This window comes from Pseudomonas sp. LB3P81, assembly GCF_054897965.1.
Window position 1 is genome coordinate 3011061 of sequence record NZ_JBUBVG010000001.1, and the last position, 17154, is coordinate 3028214.

At 59.7% G+C, this 17154-nt stretch carries 11 protein-coding genes and 1 pseudogene; 3 read left to right on the forward strand and 9 right to left on the reverse strand.

Translation table 11 applies throughout. The features are described from left to right. Positions 1-68: 68 nt before the first annotated feature. Positions 69-638, reverse strand: a complete 570-nt coding sequence (locus ACYZTL_RS13850) for a lipocalin family protein (RefSeq protein WP_461952265.1) — start codon at positions 636-638, stop codon at positions 69-71. A gap of 31 nt (positions 639-669) precedes the next feature. Further along, positions 670-924, reverse strand: a complete 255-nt coding sequence (locus tag ACYZTL_RS13855; RefSeq protein WP_461952266.1) for a hypothetical protein — start codon at positions 922-924, stop codon at positions 670-672. Positions 925-1218: 294 nt separating this feature from the next. Between ACYZTL_RS13855 and ACYZTL_RS13860 the strand changes: the two are divergent. Next, a pseudogene (locus tag ACYZTL_RS13860) lies at positions 1219-2241 on the forward strand (HAMP domain-containing protein); the annotation flags it as partial. A gap of 93 nt (positions 2242-2334) precedes the next feature. Next, on the forward strand, positions 2335-3099 hold the full coding sequence (locus tag ACYZTL_RS13865; protein WP_461954307.1) for a methyl-accepting chemotaxis protein: 765 nt from the start codon (positions 2335-2337) through the stop codon (positions 3097-3099). Positions 3100-3246: 147 nt separating this feature from the next. On the opposite strand, the gene ACYZTL_RS13870 is transcribed toward ACYZTL_RS13865, so the two are convergent. The 5 genes from ACYZTL_RS13870 to ACYZTL_RS13890 form a co-directional block, all read right to left on the reverse strand. Beyond that, entirely contained in the window at positions 3247-3849 is a 603-nt protein-coding gene (locus tag ACYZTL_RS13870) for a DUF924 family protein (protein ID WP_461952267.1), read from the reverse strand. Between the two features lie 4 nt (positions 3850-3853). Next, entirely contained in the window at positions 3854-4864 is a 1011-nt protein-coding gene (locus ACYZTL_RS13875; protein WP_461952268.1) for a class 1 fructose-bisphosphatase, read from the reverse strand. 292 nt (positions 4865-5156) lie between these two features. Further along, entirely contained in the window at positions 5157-6530 is a 1374-nt protein-coding gene (locus ACYZTL_RS13880) for a DUF3999 domain-containing protein (protein WP_461952269.1), read from the reverse strand. Next, entirely contained in the window at positions 6527-10129 is a 3603-nt protein-coding gene (locus tag ACYZTL_RS13885) for a DUF2339 domain-containing protein (protein ID WP_461952270.1), read from the reverse strand. The genes ACYZTL_RS13880 and ACYZTL_RS13885 overlap by 4 nt, the downstream gene beginning before the upstream one ends. Positions 10130-10313: 184 nt before the next feature. Beyond that, positions 10314-12764 (reverse strand): glycogen/starch/alpha-glucan phosphorylase, encoded by a 2451-nt coding sequence (locus tag ACYZTL_RS13890; protein WP_461952271.1) that lies wholly within the window; start codon positions 12762-12764, stop codon positions 10314-10316. Positions 12765-13023: 259 nt separating this feature from the next. Between ACYZTL_RS13890 and ACYZTL_RS13895 the strand changes: the two genes are divergently transcribed. Continuing rightward, complete coding sequence (locus ACYZTL_RS13895; RefSeq protein WP_461954308.1) at positions 13024-13464, forward strand: YkgJ family cysteine cluster protein; 441 nt, start codon at positions 13024-13026, stop codon at positions 13462-13464. Between the two features lie 163 nt (positions 13465-13627). On the opposite strand, the gene typA is transcribed toward ACYZTL_RS13895, so the two are convergent. After that, positions 13628-15448 (reverse strand): translational GTPase TypA, encoded by a 1821-nt coding sequence (gene typA, locus ACYZTL_RS13900; protein ID WP_461952272.1) that lies wholly within the window; start codon positions 15446-15448, stop codon positions 13628-13630. 139 nt (positions 15449-15587) lie between these two features. Beyond that, the gene (thiI, locus tag ACYZTL_RS13905) at positions 15588-17042 is read right to left on the reverse strand and encodes a tRNA uracil 4-sulfurtransferase ThiI (RefSeq protein ID WP_461952273.1); all 1455 of its coding nucleotides are present in this window, start codon (positions 17040-17042) and stop codon (positions 15588-15590) included. Positions 17043-17154: the final 112 nt, after the last annotated feature.

The window sequence follows — 17154 nt, forward strand, 5'->3', positions numbered from 1 at the left end:
GCTCCTACAGGGTTCGTGTGATTCTGTAGGAGCTGCCGAAGGCTGCGATCTTTTTTTCAGCCGCGACGCTAGTTCGAGGTCTTGGCCATCTGCGTATCCGTCGCGCGCCAGATCAGCCGCGTCGTGTCATACCCCTGCTGACGCGCCTTGCTCAGCAGTTCTTCACGCACCACACCATTGACCGTCGGGGTTCGCGACAGCAGCCACAGATGCCGGCGGCTCGGGTCGCCGACGATGGCGGTCTTGTAGTCTTCGCTGACGAACAACACCCAGTATTCGCCCTTCGCCACACCCGGAATCAGCCGCGAAAACCAGGTATCGAACTCGACCCACAGCTTGTCGGTCTTGCCCGGCACCTGCGGATAAGCCGTGCCCTTGGCCTCCTCCCATTTCCAATCCGCCGTCAGGCAGCGATTCAGCACCAGCACGTTACCGTCCGGATTGAGCGTGTAACGGGCTTCGGATTGCGCGCAGTTGCGCTGGAAATACATCGGCAGACGCGCCAACTCGTACCAGGTTCCCTGGTACTTCTTCAGATTGACGCTGCTGACGGTTTTCGGCGCCAACGGATCTTCGCCAGAAGTGGCGCAACCGGCCAATACCAGGCCGGCAAAAAGGAGGATCAATAGCCGCTTCATTGTTTTTCTCCCGCGGGCGCATCGCCCCGGATTACTTCAGGCCTTGGCCGGAAAACATCAACACTTTGTCACCGGCGTACTGCACGCTGATAAAGCTGTTTTTGTCGCCCCAGGTGCAACTGGACATGCCGAGCGCGCCCGAGCAGTCGGAGGGTTTGCCCAGCAAGGTTTCAACCTCGGCCTTGGGCATGCCTGTCGACAGCTTCGAATAATTTTCCTGATTGATCTTGCCGCATGCGGCCAACAATACGCAGAACGAAAGCAAGGCGATGGAACGCAACGACATGGTGTAGCTCCTGGGGTGAAGGGAATGGCATGGCTGCCAAGCTGAAGCTTAGAAGAGAAAACCCCTGTCTGGTTCCATGACCAAGCGCCTATTTATGGGGCCGCTCGTCTGCCTTTTGCCGAAAAATCGACCACTTTCTTTCGCTGTTGAATATTTCGTCGGTTTTGACAAAAGTTGCCTAATCTTTGGCGCCAGTCAGTCGACATAAAAGCAGCGTGAAGCCCGTACCTGTGGCAAATTGGCGCCCCTTTGTTGACCAGACCCTTTGCGGTAGCTCATTTAATGACCAGAAACATGAAGTTCAGCCACAAAATCCTGTTGGCAGCAGCCCTCGTGGTGGCCGTCGCATTCGCTTGTTTCATCCTGTTCAACGACTACCGCCAGCGCCAGACGCTGCGCAGCAGTACCGAATCGATAATGCAGGATCTCGGCAGCTTGACCACCAGCAACATTCAGACCTGGCTGGAAAGCCGCATGCAGTTGCTGCAGTCGCTTGCCCAGCAGGTAGCGGTGGATGGCAGTGACCTGGCAAACCTCAAGCGCGCCATCGACTTGCCCGCCTACGCCAGCAACTTCCAGCTGAGCTACTTTGGCGGCACCGACGGCGTGATGTTTTCGATACCGGCCGGCAGTCGCGCCGCGGACTATGATCCTCGCGCACGTGGCTGGTACAAGGCGGCGAACAGCGCACAACAGACCATCGTCACCGAGCCCTACATTGCCGCGTCCTCCGGCAAACTGGTGATCACCGTCGCCACGCCGGTGCAGCGCCAGGGCCAGATGATCGGTGTCGCCGGTGCAGACATCGACCTGTCCAGCGTCAGTGCAATCATCAACTCGCTGAACTTCAGCGGTCACGGCCATGCGTTTATCGTCAGCGCCGACGGCAAGATCCTGATTCACCCGGACAGCAAACTGGTCCTCAAGAATCTGGTCGACGCCTACCCGAACGGCACTCCGCAAGTCAGCCCGGGCATGAAAGAAGTCGAGATCGACGGCAAGCGCCAGTTCATCTCCTTCACCCATGTCAACGGCGTTCCGTCGGCAAACTGGTACGTGGCGCTGGTGCTGGATCAGGACACCGCATTCTCGATGCTCAGCGAATTCCGCACCTCGGCGATCATCGCCATGGTCATCGCCGTGGTCATCATCATCACGTTGCTGGGCATGCTGATCAGTTTCCTGATGCAGCCGCTGCTGATCATGGGCCGCGCCATGCATGACATCGCCGAAGGCGAAGGTGACCTGACCAAACGCCTGACCATTCACGGCCATGACGAATTCGGTGCGCTGGGCACCTCGTTCAACCGTTTTGTGGAACGTATCCACACCTCTATCCGTGAAGTGGCCTCGGCCACCGGCCAGGTCAACGAAGTCGCACTGCGCGTCGTCGCCGCGTCCAACTCGTCGATGTTCAACTCGGATCAGCAAGCCTCGCGCACCAGCAGCGTGGCCGCCGCCATCAACGAACTGGGCGCCGCCGCCCAGGAAATCGCCCAGAACGCCGCCCTCGCCTCGCAGCACTCGAGCGACGCGCGTGCATTGGCCGAGGACGGTCAGCACGTGGTGGATAAAACCATCGCAGCCATGCAGCAGCTGTCGGCGAAGATCAGCGATTCTTGCGGCAATATCGAGACGCTCAACAGCAACACGGTGAACATCGGGCAGATTCTGGAAGTGATCACCAGCATCTCGCAGCAGACCAATTTGCTGGCATTGAACGCAGCGATCGAAGCGGCCCGGGCCGGTGAAGCCGGACGCGGTTTTGCCGTGGTGGCCGACGAAGTCCGCAACCTGGCGCACCGCACCCAGGATTCGGCGCAACAAGTGCAGAAGATGATCGAAGAACTGCAAGTCGGCGCACGTGAAGCGGTGAGCACCATGACCGACAGCCAGTGTCAGAGCGAAAGCAGCGTCGGCATCGCCAACCAGGCCGGCGAGCGACTGGGCAGCGTGACGCAGCGGATCGGCGAGATCGACGGGATGAACCAGTCCGTGGCGACGGCGACTGAAGAGCAAACGGCTGTGGTGGAGTCGATCAACGGCGACATCACCGAGATCAACACGCTGAACCAGGAAGGGGTGGAGAACCTGCAGGCGACGTTACGTGCGTGTTCTGACCTTGAACAGCAGGCGGCGCGGTTGAAGCATTTGGTCGGTAGCTTCAGGATTTAAGCCGCTCTTGCGGGCCCCTTCGCGGGCAAGCCCGCTCCCACAGGGATCTCAGTCGTACACATAATTTGTGTCCACCGAAGATCACTGTGGGAGCGGGCTTGGTCCGGGCGGCGTTCCGACGAAGGCGGCATCAGCCGCGATGAAGATTTAGAACCTTGAGCCTGGCTTCGAGAGAAACTCCAATTCCTCCGCTGTACTTTCCCTTCCCAGCATCGCATTGCGATGCGGAAACCGTCCAAACCGCGCAATCACCTGCTGATGCTTCTCGGCGTAGTTCAGATAATCGGTAAAGAGTTTCCGGTCGCTCTCCGGCTGCTGCGCAACCAGATCGATGTACCGTGAAACCGCTTCGTTCTGCACCGCCAGATTCTCGCAATGCTCGAACACCAGGTAGATAAAAACCCGCTGAATCGGCCGCAATTGCCGATCGAAATCCGCAGCAATGCCTTGCGCCACCAGTGCCTGAGCCCTGAGATCGCCTGCAAAGGATTTGGGAGTGTCGCGATAGATCATTCGCGGGAGTTGATCGAGCAGCAGCACCAGGGCCAGCCAACCATCGGGGCGTTGCGCCCACTCGGTCAATCCGCCGGCCAGTGCCTGCTCGACCCAGTCCCCGAAACGCGTCTGCGCTTCGAGGTCCTGGCTGTCGTGCTTGCCGAACCATAACGTGCCCTTTTCAGCCGCTACTTCGTTCGGTGATTCGGAGTTTCCGAACCACCATTCGAGCAACGGCTGCCAGGGCGCGGTCATGGGTTTATTCCTTATGGTAAGCCGTGACGCGTTCGACTTCTTCTTTCGAACCGAGGAACACCGCTACACGCTGGTGCAGGCCTTCAGGCTGAATGTCGAGGATGCGCTGATGGCCATCGGTAGAGGCGCCGCCGGCCTGTTCCACCAGGAACGACATCGGGTTGGCTTCGTACATCAGGCGCAGTTTGCCCGGCTTGGACGGCTCACGGCTGTCGCGTGGGTACATGAACAGGCCACCACGGGTCAGGATGCGGTGCACGTCGGCAACCATCGCGGCAACCCAGCGCATGTTGTAGTTCTTTTTCAGCGGGCCTTCTTCGCCAGTCAGCAGTTCGCCGACGTAGCGTTGTACCGGAGCTTCCCAGTGACGCTGGTTGGACATGTTGATCGCGAATTCCTGAGTGGACTCCGGGATCTTGATGTCTTCATGGGTCAGCACGAAGCTGCCCATTTCACGGTCAAGGGTAAAGCCTTTCACGCCATCACCCAGGGTCAGCACCAGCATGGTCTGTGGACCGTAGATCGCGTAACCGGCGGCAACCTGCTGGGTGCCCGGCTGCAGGAAGGCCTTTTCGTTCAAAGGTTCGTTCTGGCTCAGGTATTCGCTCGGGCAACGCAGTACCGAGAAGATAGTACCGACAGGCGCGTTGATATCGATGTTCGACGAACCGTCCAGTGGGTCGAATACCAGCAGGTAGGCACCTTTCGGGTATTTGCCCGGGATCTGGTAGGCATTGTCCATTTCTTCGGACGCCATACCGGCCAGGTGACCGCCCCATTCGTTGGCTTCAAGCAGGATCTCGTTGGAGATCACGTCGAGTTTCTTCTGCACTTCACCTTGGACGTTTTCAGTGCCCATGCTGCCCAGAACACCACCCAGGGCGCCTTTGGACACGGCGTGGCTGATTTCCTTGCAGGCACGCGCCACCACTTCGATCAGGAAGCGCAGATCGGCAGGAGTGTTGTTGCTACGGGTCTGCTCAATCAAATAGCGACTCAGGGTAACGCGGGACATGGAAGGCTCCGGTGGAATGGGGGGCTAAAAACCCGCGCAGTTTAACGCGAGTCGGGGCGCATTTCCTCCTATCAGACGTGATACACCCAATAGAGTTCACGCGCCGGGTTTAGCGTAGTTCGAAACGGGCCGGATGTGGATCGGGTATTCGCGACAGTTTCGGGACTTTCTCTGGCTTGTAGATCGCATTCGCGAGCAAGCCCGCTCCCACAGGTGACCGCGTTTTATCAGAAGTACGCGGTCGAATGTGGGAGCGGGCTTGCCCGCGAATGGCGCGCAGCGCCAGCCATTCTCAAGAATTGGCCGGGGGTTTACGCAACAAGCTGAACGCCATCGCCGCCAGGAACAAAACGCTCAGCAACAACACCGCCCACAACCCGAACTTCTTCCAGTTGGTTTCAACCTGCGCAGTCGACGCGTCTGTCGACGTCGGTGTCGCCACCACCCCTCTATCCACCGTCGCCCTGCCCAACGCCGCCCACTTCGCAGCGGTGTAATCCGGAATCAGTGTCGACAACGGCAGGTTCGCCGCCTTCGCCGTCGCACTGCCCAACACCAGCGTATAAGGCCCGGCGCCACGCGCCAGGAACACCAGTTGTGTCGAGCGCACGGCAAACTTCACAGTCGGCGCATCGGCACCCAAGCCACCGCCACGCTCATCCACCGTCAGCTTCAACTGCTGCACGGTTTGCCCTGGCAACTGCAATTCGTTCTGCACCACGTCCTGACCACTCTGGATCAGGCGATAGAGCAAGCCGCTGCTCAGCGTCTGCCACGGCAGGCTGCTGTCCCGACGACCGGACAAGGTTACCGGCGCCAGGCTGTTCGGCTGATTCAGCTCGACCTGCAAGCGCTCGACATTCAACCCCATCGGCAATTGCCAGGTGTATTCACCGGCCTTCACGCTGCTGCCGGCCAACGGTTGCGACCAGACCAACGGCAGCGGCAGGCTGCGCGTGCTGGCGCTTTCCAGTTGCGCCGAGGTCAGCGTCGGCGCCGATTGCGGCGTGCTCCACAACAAACGCAGATAACGCGCCGATTGCCCTGGCAAGCCGACTTCATGCTGCTCGACCCGCTCGTCGGCAAACGTCAGCCGCGCCACTTGCCCGTCACCCCACGACTGCCAATGCTGCAAATCGTTGCTGGCTTCAATGCTGAAACGCTGAAAGCCGTCGCGCTCGCTGGTCCAGTCGAGGATCAATTGCTGTAACGGCGCCTTGATGCCGCTGGCGTCGAGCAACCAGCCGCGCAGCACTTCTTCGCCCGCCTCCAGCTGACTCGACGGCTGCACCTCGACCAGCGTGCCATCGGCGCTCGATTGCACCCGCACACTCGGCGCGCGCTCGGTGGAATCCGCCGAGTTGTACAGCGGGAACCACTTCACATCGGTCAGGGTACGGTTTTCGCTGGTTTGCGCGGTTTCCCGAGCCAACGCGTAGGCCTGAACCTCGCCCGCAGCGTTGAACACGCGCACGTCGCTCAGGTCGGTTTGCCGCGCATTCAATTGCACGGCCAAGGGCAATTCGAGGCGATACCACGGGCCTTCGCCACTCACGGTCAACGGCACTTGCGTGGCGAAATCCGCCGGTTTTTCCTGCGCGTTGGCCGACAACGCCAACCCCATGGCAACAGCGCCCAACCAGACAAGGTTCAGCTTCTGACTCAAGACGACACTCCTTCGGTTTGCGGGGCCGGTTTTTCAGGGTCGGCTCCGCCTTGGCGCGCAGCGTCGGCGCGCTTGGGCGGCAACGGGGCGAAATAGCCCACCACCAACAGCAACACACCCACGCCGATAAACGAGACGATCCGCGCCAGCCCGCCGCGGTTACTCAATTCGACAAAGAACAGTTTCGCGACCACCACGCCGATCAACGCCGCGCCGATCAGCCAGACTTCGCGACGATGCCGCAGATGGCCGCCGATCATCAGACTCAGGGCCATCAAGGTCCAGACGATCGACAGACCGGCTTGCACCTGCATCGACGCGAGCAGCAAATCCAGCTCGAACGGTACGCCACCCCAATGGTGAGCCGTGCGGTTCACCAACGCGGTAAAGAACGCGAACAGCGAAACGCCGGCGATCAGTTGCGTGGCGTGATCAAAATAATGCTTGCGGATCGCCAGTTGCGTCACCGCGCTGCGAGCCCAGACGTAGACGCCGAACAGCGCAAACAGCAGGCCCAGTTCCAGCGGATTGATCAGTGGCACGTATGGCAACGGTTCGGCGGTGCCGTCGCTGACGATGTTCGCCAGCCAGAACCAGCCGAGCATCAGCAACGCCAGCGGCGCCGCCGCGTACAACCGGTATTCGCGCGCGTAAGCCGACACCGGCCATGGCCAATTGCGCGGTGCAGCCATCAGCACCAGATACAGACTCGGCAGAATTGCCCAACCCAACCAGCGCCAGGCGTTGTATTGCTCGGACAGCAACAGCAAGCCATAGCGCAGCTCCAGCGCCAGTACCCCGATCAACAGCCAGCAACCGAGTACATGAGCGCTGCTCAGGGCCCGCGCCGGCAGCATCGGCGCCAGACGCCGCAGCGTGATGAAATGCACGACGAACACCGCCGCCCAGGCGAGCCAACCGAAATCCGCCGCCGGGTGATAACGCGAGTGCCAGGCTGCGAGCAACACCACCCCCGTGGCGGGTATCAGCAAGGTGCAGAGCATGCCCAGCGACGGCCATTTCAGGCGCAACGCCAACACGGCCCACAACGCCACACTCACCGCCGCGACCGCCAGCAACAAGGTCGCTTGAACATTCACCGGTGCAAATCGCAGTACTTCACTGATCCACGCCAGCGCCCACCAACCGGCGCCCCATACCAGCAGCATTTCGGACAAACGCTGCAAGCTCAGCACATCAAACGCCGAAGCATGATTGCCGAGCTGCAAGCGCCAGGCGCCGACCAACGCCGCCAGTCCCAACACCAACGGCGTCCAGAATCCGCTGTGCGCCAGCGGCTTCAACCCTTCGCTGGCCAGCGGCCCCAGCAGATCCGGCCCGGCGAACAGGAACGCCGCACCGCCAATCACCTGCAACAACAGACCGAAGACAAAACTCACGCGCTGCTTCAGATACAGGCTCAACCAGATGATGAACAAACCACTGGCCGCCCACACCGCGCTCGCGGTTTGCCACGGCAGCACGAACAGCACCGCCAGATTGATCAGCACCAGACCGGCCAGCAATACCACCGACAAACCGCGCAACAGCCGAACGTCGCTGCGCACCATTTCATCGCGCGCCGCCAGCAACATGCCGGCGATCAACGCCAGACCGATCAGGGACGCGCTCAACAAGCCGTTCCAACCCGCGCTGAACACCGCGCCGGACTCACCGCTCGAACCTTGCAGCCGCAACAGGAACAACGCGCCACCGAGCAGTTGCACGGCAAACGCGGTAAACAGGAAAGTCCGCGATTGCAGGCGCAGGCCGACAAACAACGTCGCCAGACCGGCCAGCGCCCAACTGATCGCGGTGCCATGGGTGAAGAAGAACAGCGGCGCCAGCAGATAGAGAAAGGTCAGGCCGAGGCACGCCAACACCGGCAGCCCTTTACGCTCCCACTCCGACGCCTGCTCGGGCAAGGCTTTGCGCAACTGGTAGAAGCTGAACAGCAACGCCACGCCGAGCATCAACGCGCCCAGCGGTGAGCCGTCGAGCAGGCTACTTTCGCCGATCCGCAGCTTGCTGAGAAACGCCAGCGCCGACCCGAGTTGCAGCAGTAAGGCGAAAGCGCGGGCCAGTGGTCGTTGCTGACGCAGTCCGAGCCAGAAAATCCCGGCGCCTTCCACGGCCCACGCAGCCGCTGTCCAACGCGCATCAAGGCCCAATGGAATTGCCAGGCTGGCGAAGATCACGCCCAGTGCCAGACAGGTTTCCGCCAACAGCAGCGCCCGTCCGCCCATCAGCAGACGCGCCAGGCCCATGTAGATCATGCCCAGCGCGAGGGCGCTGAACGCGGCAGCGAATTCCAGGTGCTGGACCAGCGCGAACTGCAAACCGAAGCCAACCAGCGGCGGGCCGAACAGCATCGTGCCGTCGACGTAATCACCTTTACGCGCCGACCATCGCAGCAGTGCCTCGCGGCTGTCGTCCTCGGGCGCGTCGCTCATTTCCAGCAACTTGCGTCGGGCGAACAGCAGGCCGATGGCCAGGTACATCAGGAAAAAAAGAACAAGGAACGGTTCGGTGCTCCACAGCAGTTCCGGCGTGTAGGAGCGCAGGCCCCAGGCGAAACCGATACCGAAGGTGCCGACGAAACCGATCAGGTTGAGCAGCCGCCAGGCCTTGAACCAAGCGATGGCGAGAATTCCGGCGTTGAGCAAGGCGAAGTAGCTGAACAGTGCGACGTGGTTGCCGGCGCCGGTGGACGTCAGGATCGGCGCGGCGAAACCGCCCAGCGCAGCAGCGCAGGCCAGTGCCAGCGAGTCTTGAGTGATAGCCAGAATGGCCGAGAACACCGTTACCGCCACCAGCAGGCCCAGCGCTGCCGTCGGATCAAGCAGTGGATGCAAACGCATCGCCGCAAATACCGTCAGGTACAACACGGCAATCCCGGTGCCTTGCAGCATCAACGCATAGTGGTTGTTGCGATGGCGCAGCCACCAACCGAGTCCAAGCAAACCCAACGCAGCCGCCGCAACCCCGGCATAACGCTGTTCGATCGGCACCACCATGCCTTCGGTGGCATAACGCAGCAAAAACGCCAGACCGAGGAACAGCAGCACCACACCGACTCGCAGCACGGTGTTGCCACCGAACAGCCAGTTGCGCGCACCGCTGATGGCGCGATCAATGAAGTTCGGGCTGCGCGGGATGGCGGGCTCGCGGGCGACTGGCTCGGCTTTCCAGACATCGTCGGGCAGTGGACGGCTGGCTTGCGTCGTCGCTGTGATCGATTCGGGTTCGGGCGGAAGCTCCCAGACCATTTGCGGGGTCGATTCAGGGATTTCTTCGAGAATGAATGCAGGAGAAGGGGCAGGCTCGCTGGCAATCGGTTCTTCAGCATTCGGCTCGCTGGCTTCAGACGCCTTGACGCCAGACACCTCCAGCAAGGCCAACCGTTGCTGGACCGCATTCAACGCCACTTGCGCCTGCTCCAGCAGAACACGCTGCTCAGCCGCCTGTGACCCCAAACGACCAATGCGAATGGCCTGGCCGATACCCAACCCGAGCAACGCGCCCAACAGCGCGTCGTTGAACGACTCGTCGAGTATCCAGCCCAGCACCAGCCCAATCAGCATGAACATCCATTGCATGGTCGATATCCCTAAGCGCAGTGGCCAATCCGGGAAGATTAGCGCAGCCCGTACAGCAAAGATCGCAGCCTTCGGCAGCTCCTACACCGACCGCGTTTACCCAATGTTAGGTGAACGCCGACTGTAGGAGCTGCCGAAGGCTGCGATCTTTCCGGCGCGCCAGTATATCGAGCCGATAGAAGACTTACTCCAGCGCTTTCCAGATATCCGTGGCGTATTCGCGAATAGTCCGGTCGGAAGAGAACCAGCCCATCCGGGACGTGTTCAACACCGCTGAACGCCACCACTCGTTCGAATCGTGCCAATGGGCTTCAACGCGCATCTGCGCATCCCAGTAGGAATCGAAATCGGCGCAGACCAGAAAACGGTCATAGTCGATCAGCGAATCGATCAAACCTGCGTAACGGGACGGATCATCCGGCGAGAACACCCCGCCACGAATCGCTTGCAGCACGTCATTGAGTCGATGGGACGCGGCAATGTCCGGCACCGCGCTGAACTCGTGGTTCTGCTTGCGCGCTTCAACCTGCTGGGCGCTGAGTCCGAAAATAAACATGTGCTCGACACCGATGCGTTCGGACATTTCCACGTTGGCGCCGTCCAGGGTGCCAATGGTGAGCGCGCCGTTGAGGCCGAATTTCATGTTGCTGGTGCCCGACGCTTCAAAACCTGCGGTGGAAATCTGCTCCGACAAATCCGCCGCCGGAATGATGCTCTCCGCCAGGCTGACGTTGTAGTTGGGCAGGAACACCACTTTGAGCAAGCCGCGCACGGTCGGGTCGTTGTTCACTACCCGAGCGATGTCGTTGGTCAGTTTGATAATCAGTTTGGCCTGGTGATAACTGGCCGCTGCCTTGCCGGCGAAGATCTTCACCCGAGGCACCCAGTCGATTTCCGGTTCGGCGCGAATGGCCTGATAGAGCGCGACGGTGTGCAGCAGGTTGAGCAACTGACGTTTGTATTCGTGGATCCGTTTGACCTGCACGTCGAACATCGCCGCCGGGTTGACCGCGACCCCAAGACGCTCATGAATGATGTACGCGAGGGCTTTTTTACTGTGCAGGCGCTGTTCGGCGAAGGCCTTGCGGAACGCAGGCTTCTCGGCGAACGGTTGCAGATCCAGCAAGCGCTCTTCAGGGTTGTCCAACACGTCCGTACTGAGGGCGTCGACCAGCATCGAAGTCAATTCCGGGTTGGCCTGATACAACCAGCGGCGGAAGGTAATCCCGTTGGTCTTGTTGTTGATCCGCTCCGGGTAGAGTTTGTGCAGTTCGGAGAATACGGTTTTGCGCATCAGCTGCGTGTGCAGCCCGGACACGCCGTTGACGCTGTGGGAGCCGAGAAATGCGAGGTTGCCCATGCGCACGCGGCGGCCGTTGTCCTCTTCGATCAGCGATACCGCGCGCAGCACGTCAAAATCGTGAATGCCTTTGGCGCGCAGCGAGTCGATGTGCTGGGCGTTGATCAGGTAAATGATCTGCATGTGCCGCGGCAGCATCCGCTCCATCAAACCAACCGGCCAGGTTTCCAGTGCTTCCGGCAACAGCGTGTGGTTGGTGTACGAGAGAGTGTCGACGGTGACCTGCCACGCGGCATCCCACGCCACGTCGTAGACATCGACCAGCTGACGCATCAACTCGGCCACGGCGATCGACGGGTGAGTGTCGTTGAGCTGAATCGCCGCGTGATCGCCCAGGGTCAGCACCGAGGTGTGCATGTTGCGATGGCGACGTAGCAAATCCTGGAGCGACGCGGCGACGAAGAAATATTCCTGGCGCAGACGCAGTTCCTGGCCGGCTTCGGTGCTGTCCGCCGGATACAGAACGCGAGAGATACTTTCCGCCCGGGCCACTTCAGCGACCGCGCCGAGGTGGTCGCCGGCGTTGAAGCGCTCAAGGTGCAAATCTTCCATCGCGCGAGCACGCCACAGGCGCAGCGTGTTGACGCTCGCCCCGCGCCAGCCGACCACCGGCGTGTCGTAAGCAATGGCGCGCACGGTTTCCGCCGGGGACCAGACTTGCTTGGACTTGCCGTTTTCATCGGTGACGGTTTCGACGCTGCCGCCGAAGCCGATCGGGTAAACGACTTCTGGCCGTTCGAATTCCCACGGGTTGCCGAAATCCAGCCAGTGCTCGGTTTGTTCCTGCTGCCAGCCATCGACAATCGCCTGACGGAACAAGCCGTGTTCATAACGAATGCCGTAGCCGTGGCCAGCGATGCCGAGGGTCGACATGCTTTCCATGAAGCACGCCGCCAGACGACCGAGGCCGCCGTTACCCAGGGCCGCATCGGGCTCCAGCAGGCGGATGCGCTCAATGTCGACGCCGAGTTCGGTCAGCGCTTCGCGGGCGACGTCCAGCAGACCAAGGTTGCTCAGGCTGTCGTAGAGCAGCCGGCCGATGAGAAATTCCAGGGAGAGGTAGTAAACCCGCTTCTGACCTTTGCGGTAGATCTGCCGGGTGTGATCCATCCAGTGCTCGACCATGTGATCGCGCGCGGCCAGCGCAATGGCTTCGAACCAGTCGTGGTCGAAGGCGTGATCCGGGTCTTTGCCCACCGCGTAGGTGAGTTTGGTCAAGACGGCGTCGCGAAATGCGGCCACCTCTGCTTCGCGAACAAGTGGTTCTTGAGTCATCGATAGGACCTCGAGCGAGCGTGGAGTTGTTGAGCCTAGACGGTCAGACAGACGGCGTGGGCTCTGGTTCGGCAGTTTTTCCTGTTAATACGTGATCGGCCGGCATTACATTGTCGTGTGTCTGTATCAATGCAGGGCCCGTGCCGGATTAACGGTGGTAATTGGGCGGCAAAGAAAAAATCTGGCGAAAGGTTGTTCAAAAATCCACCAGTCCCGGTATGATCGCGCGCCCTGATGCACACGCTGGTAACAACCGATGATGAAACCCAATCTGATCGCCGCCGCCGAGATCGATCGCCTCGATACCTGGGCCAAATATACTGCGCCGATGTGCGGCTCGTGTGTATCCAGCTGCTGCACCCTGCCAGTCGAGGTCAAGATCAAGGATCTGATCCGCATCGGCATCGTCGACGAGTTCGAGCGCGGCGAGCCGGCGAAGAACATCGCCAAGCGACTGCAGAAGGAAGGGATCGTCGAGCGTTACAGCCAGAAGACCGAGATCTTCACCCTTCAGCGCATGAGCAACAACGATTGCCTGTACCTGGATCGTAAGAGCCGTCTGTGCACTATTTATGAAAAGCGCCCGGACACCTGCCGCAATCACCCGAAAATCGGGCCGCGGCCGGGGTATTGCGCTTACAAGCCGAAAGAAGTGGCGCGTGAGACCAGCAGCTCCCGCCGCACGCTCGAGAAGTTTTAAACCCGAAAAGATCGCAGCCTTCGGCAGCTCCTACAGGGCCGCGTCATACCGCGCTTTTGTAGGAGCTGCCGAAGGCTGCGATCTTTTGATTTTTGCTCCAGACAAACAAAAACGCCCCCGACCTTGCAGTCGGGGGCGTTTTTTTGTCAGCTAACTAAATGACTTAGTTACCGGACTTCTTGGCAGCGCGGGTACGCTCGCTTTCGCCCAGGATCTTCTTGCGAAGACGGATGGACTTAGGAGTGACTTCACACAGCTCGTCTTCTTGTACGAATTCCAGAGCTTGCTCCAGAGTGAAACGTACAGGCGGAACCAGAGCGATGGTTTCGTCTTTACCCGAAGCACGCATGTTGTCGAGCTTCTTGCCTTTAGTCGGGTTAACACCCAGGTCGTTGTCGCGGCTGTTCAAGCCAACGATTTGACCTTCATAGATGTCCTGGCCGTGTTCGATGAACAGCTTGCCACGGGACTGCAGGGTTTCCAGCGAGTAAGTCAGCGCCTTACCGGTAGCAACCGATACCAGCACGCCGTTCTGACGGCCGGACATGTCGCCGGACTTCATGGCGTCGTAACGGTCGAAGATCGAGGTCAGGATGCCTGCACCGGAGGTCAGGGTCAGGAACTCGTTACGGAAACCGATCAGGCCACGGGCCGGGATGTTGTACTCAAGGCGTACACGGCCCTTGCCATCCGGAACCATGTTGGTCAGGTCGCCTTTACGGATACCCATCTGTTCCATGATCGAACCCTGGGATTCTTCCGGCAGGTCGATGGTCACGTTTTCGTACGGTTCGTGCTTCACGCCGTCAACCATACGGATGATCACTTCCGGACGACCAACACCCATTTCGAAGCCTTCGCGACGCATGGTTTCGATCAGTACCGAGAGGTGCAGCTCACCACGGCCGGAAACTTTGAACTTGTCAGCCGAGTCGCCTTCTTCAACACGCAGAGCAACGTTGTACAGCAGCTCTTTGTCCAGACGTTCCTTGATGTTACGGCTGGTCACGAACTTGCCTTCTTTACCGCAGAATGGCGAGTCGTTTACCTGGAAGGTCATGGAAACGGTTGGCTCGTCGACGGTCAACGGCTTCATCGCTTCAACGTTCAGTGGGTCGCACAGAGTGTCGGAGATGAACAGTTGCTCGAAGCCGCTGATGCAGACGATGTCGCCGGCAGCTGCTTCTTCAACGTCGATACGGTGCAGACCGTGGTGACCCATCAGCTTCAGGATACGACCGGTGCGCTTCTTGCCGTCGGCGTCGATAGCGACAACCGGAGTGTTCGGCTTGATGCGACCACGAGCGATACGGCCAACGCCGATAACACCCAGGAAGCTGTTGTAGTCCAGAGCGGAAATTTGCATCTGGAACGGACCGTCACGGTCGACTTTCGGCGCAGGTACGTTGTCGACGATCGACTGGTACAGCGGGGTCATGTCTTCAGCCATGTCGGTGTGGTCCAGACCGGCAATACCGTTCAGGGCCGAGGCGTAGACGACTTTGAAGTCCAGCTGTTCTTCGGTGGCACCCAGGTTGTCGAAAAGGTCGAAGATCTGGTCCAGAACCCAGTCCGGACGCGCGCCTGGACGGTCAACCTTGTTGATGACCACGATCGGACGCAGGCCGGCTTCGAAAGCCTTCTTGGTCACGAAACGGGTTTGCGGCATAGGGCCGTCTTGAGCGTCAACCAGCAGCAGAACGGAGTCAACCATCGACATTACGCGTTCAACTTCGCCGCCGAAGTCGGCGTGGCCCGGGGTGTCCACGATGTTGATGTGGAAGCCGTTCCAGTTGATGGCGGTGTTTTTCGCCAGAATGGTAATACCGCGCTCTTTCTCCTGGTCGTTGGAGTCCATCACGCGCTCGTCGTTGAGCTCGTTGCGCTCCAGAGTGCCGGATTGACGCAAGAGTTTGTCTACCAGGGTGGTTTTACCATGGTCAACGTGAGCAATGATGGCGATGTTGCGTAGATTTTCGATCACTTGTGTATCTCGATCAGAGGATTCGGTGTGCTGACAAGTCTTGGCAGCGATTAACAGTAGAGTCAGGCCTTGCCGTTACAGCTTGACGGCAGAGTCGGGGGGCCGATGACGCAGGCCACAGGCAAACAGCCCCGGGCTCTTAGCTCGGTCGATAAACGCGCACATTGGCATGCCCCTCACTGAGCAAATGGTGGGCATGCAGGCGACTCATCACGCCTTTGTCGCAATACAACAGGTACTGGCGAGTAGGGTCCAGTTCCTTGAAACGAGCGTTCAATGCATAAAACGGCATCGTCTGTACCTCAATGCCACCGAGTTCCAGCGGCTCGTCTTCAGCGGCATCCGGGTGACGGATGTCGATGATGATCTGGCCCGCCAGTGCTTCGCTGACTTCTTCGATCTGCAGGTCCTGGCCCAATTCGTCGATCACACGATCGATCGGCACCAGTTTGGCGTTCTCGAGCGCACGCTCAAGGACCGCCATGTCGAACTCTTTCTCTTCATGCTCCACGCGCGGACGCTTGGCATGGGTCTTGGGGTTCACCGAGATGACCCCGCAATACTCCGGCATGTGCTTGGCGAAGTCGGCAGTGCCGATTTCGTTGGCCAGGTCGATGATGTCCTGCTTGTGACTGGCGATCAGCGGACGCAAGACCAGCTTGTCGGTCACGCAGTCGATCACGGACAGGTTCGGCAATGTCTGGCTCGACACCTGGGAAATCGCTTCGCCGGTCACCAGCGCTTCGATGTCCAGCCGATCGGCAATACGGGAAGCAGCGCGCAACATCATACGCTTCAAAACTACACCCATATGACTGTTATCGACTTTCCCGAGAATTTCTCCCAGTACTTCCTCGAACGGCACACTGACAAATAACACGCGTTGGGAGCTGCCGTACTTCTTCCAGATGAAGTGCGCGACCTCCATGACGCCCAGTTCATGGGCCCGCCCGCCCAGATTGAAGAAGCAGAAATGGCTCATCAGGCCGCGGCGCATGATCTGGTAAGCAGCAACAGTGGAATCGAAGCCACCGGACATCAGCACAAGCGTCTGTTCCAAGGCACCCAGCGGATAACCACCGATGCTGTTGTGCTGGCTGTGGATCACAAACAACCGTTTGTCGCGAATTTCGATGCGGACTTCGATTTCCGGCTCTTTTAGCGAGATTCCGGCGGCGCCGCACTGACGACGCAGTTGGCTGCCGACGTATTTCTCGACATCCATCGAACTGAATTCATGCTTGCCGGCGCGTTTGCAGCGAACCGAAAAAATCTTCCCGGCCAGCGAATCACCGAAGTGCAGCTTGCACTTGGCGACGATGTCATCGAAGTCGCCCAACGGGTACTCGTCGACCTGCAGGAAATGCGCGATGCCCGGCATGCAGCTCAGGCGCTCGGTCATCTCCTTCAGTACTTTGGGCTCGCTGACGCGGGTTTCAAGCTCGAGATTGTCCCACACACCGTTCACCACCACGGCCGGGTCCAGGTCGCGGAGCACGGTGCGGATGTTTTTGGCCAACTGGCGGATGAAACGCATCCGTACCGGGCGGCTCTTGATGGTGATCTCGGGGAAGACTTTTACGATTAGTTTCATGAAAACAGCGCGCGCTGGACCAGCCGAAAAAGGGGGGCGCGGATTATAGCGGAAATTGCTCAAGGTTTAACCAGTTAATGTGCAGAAGGTTTTCAGCGCACCAAAACGGGTC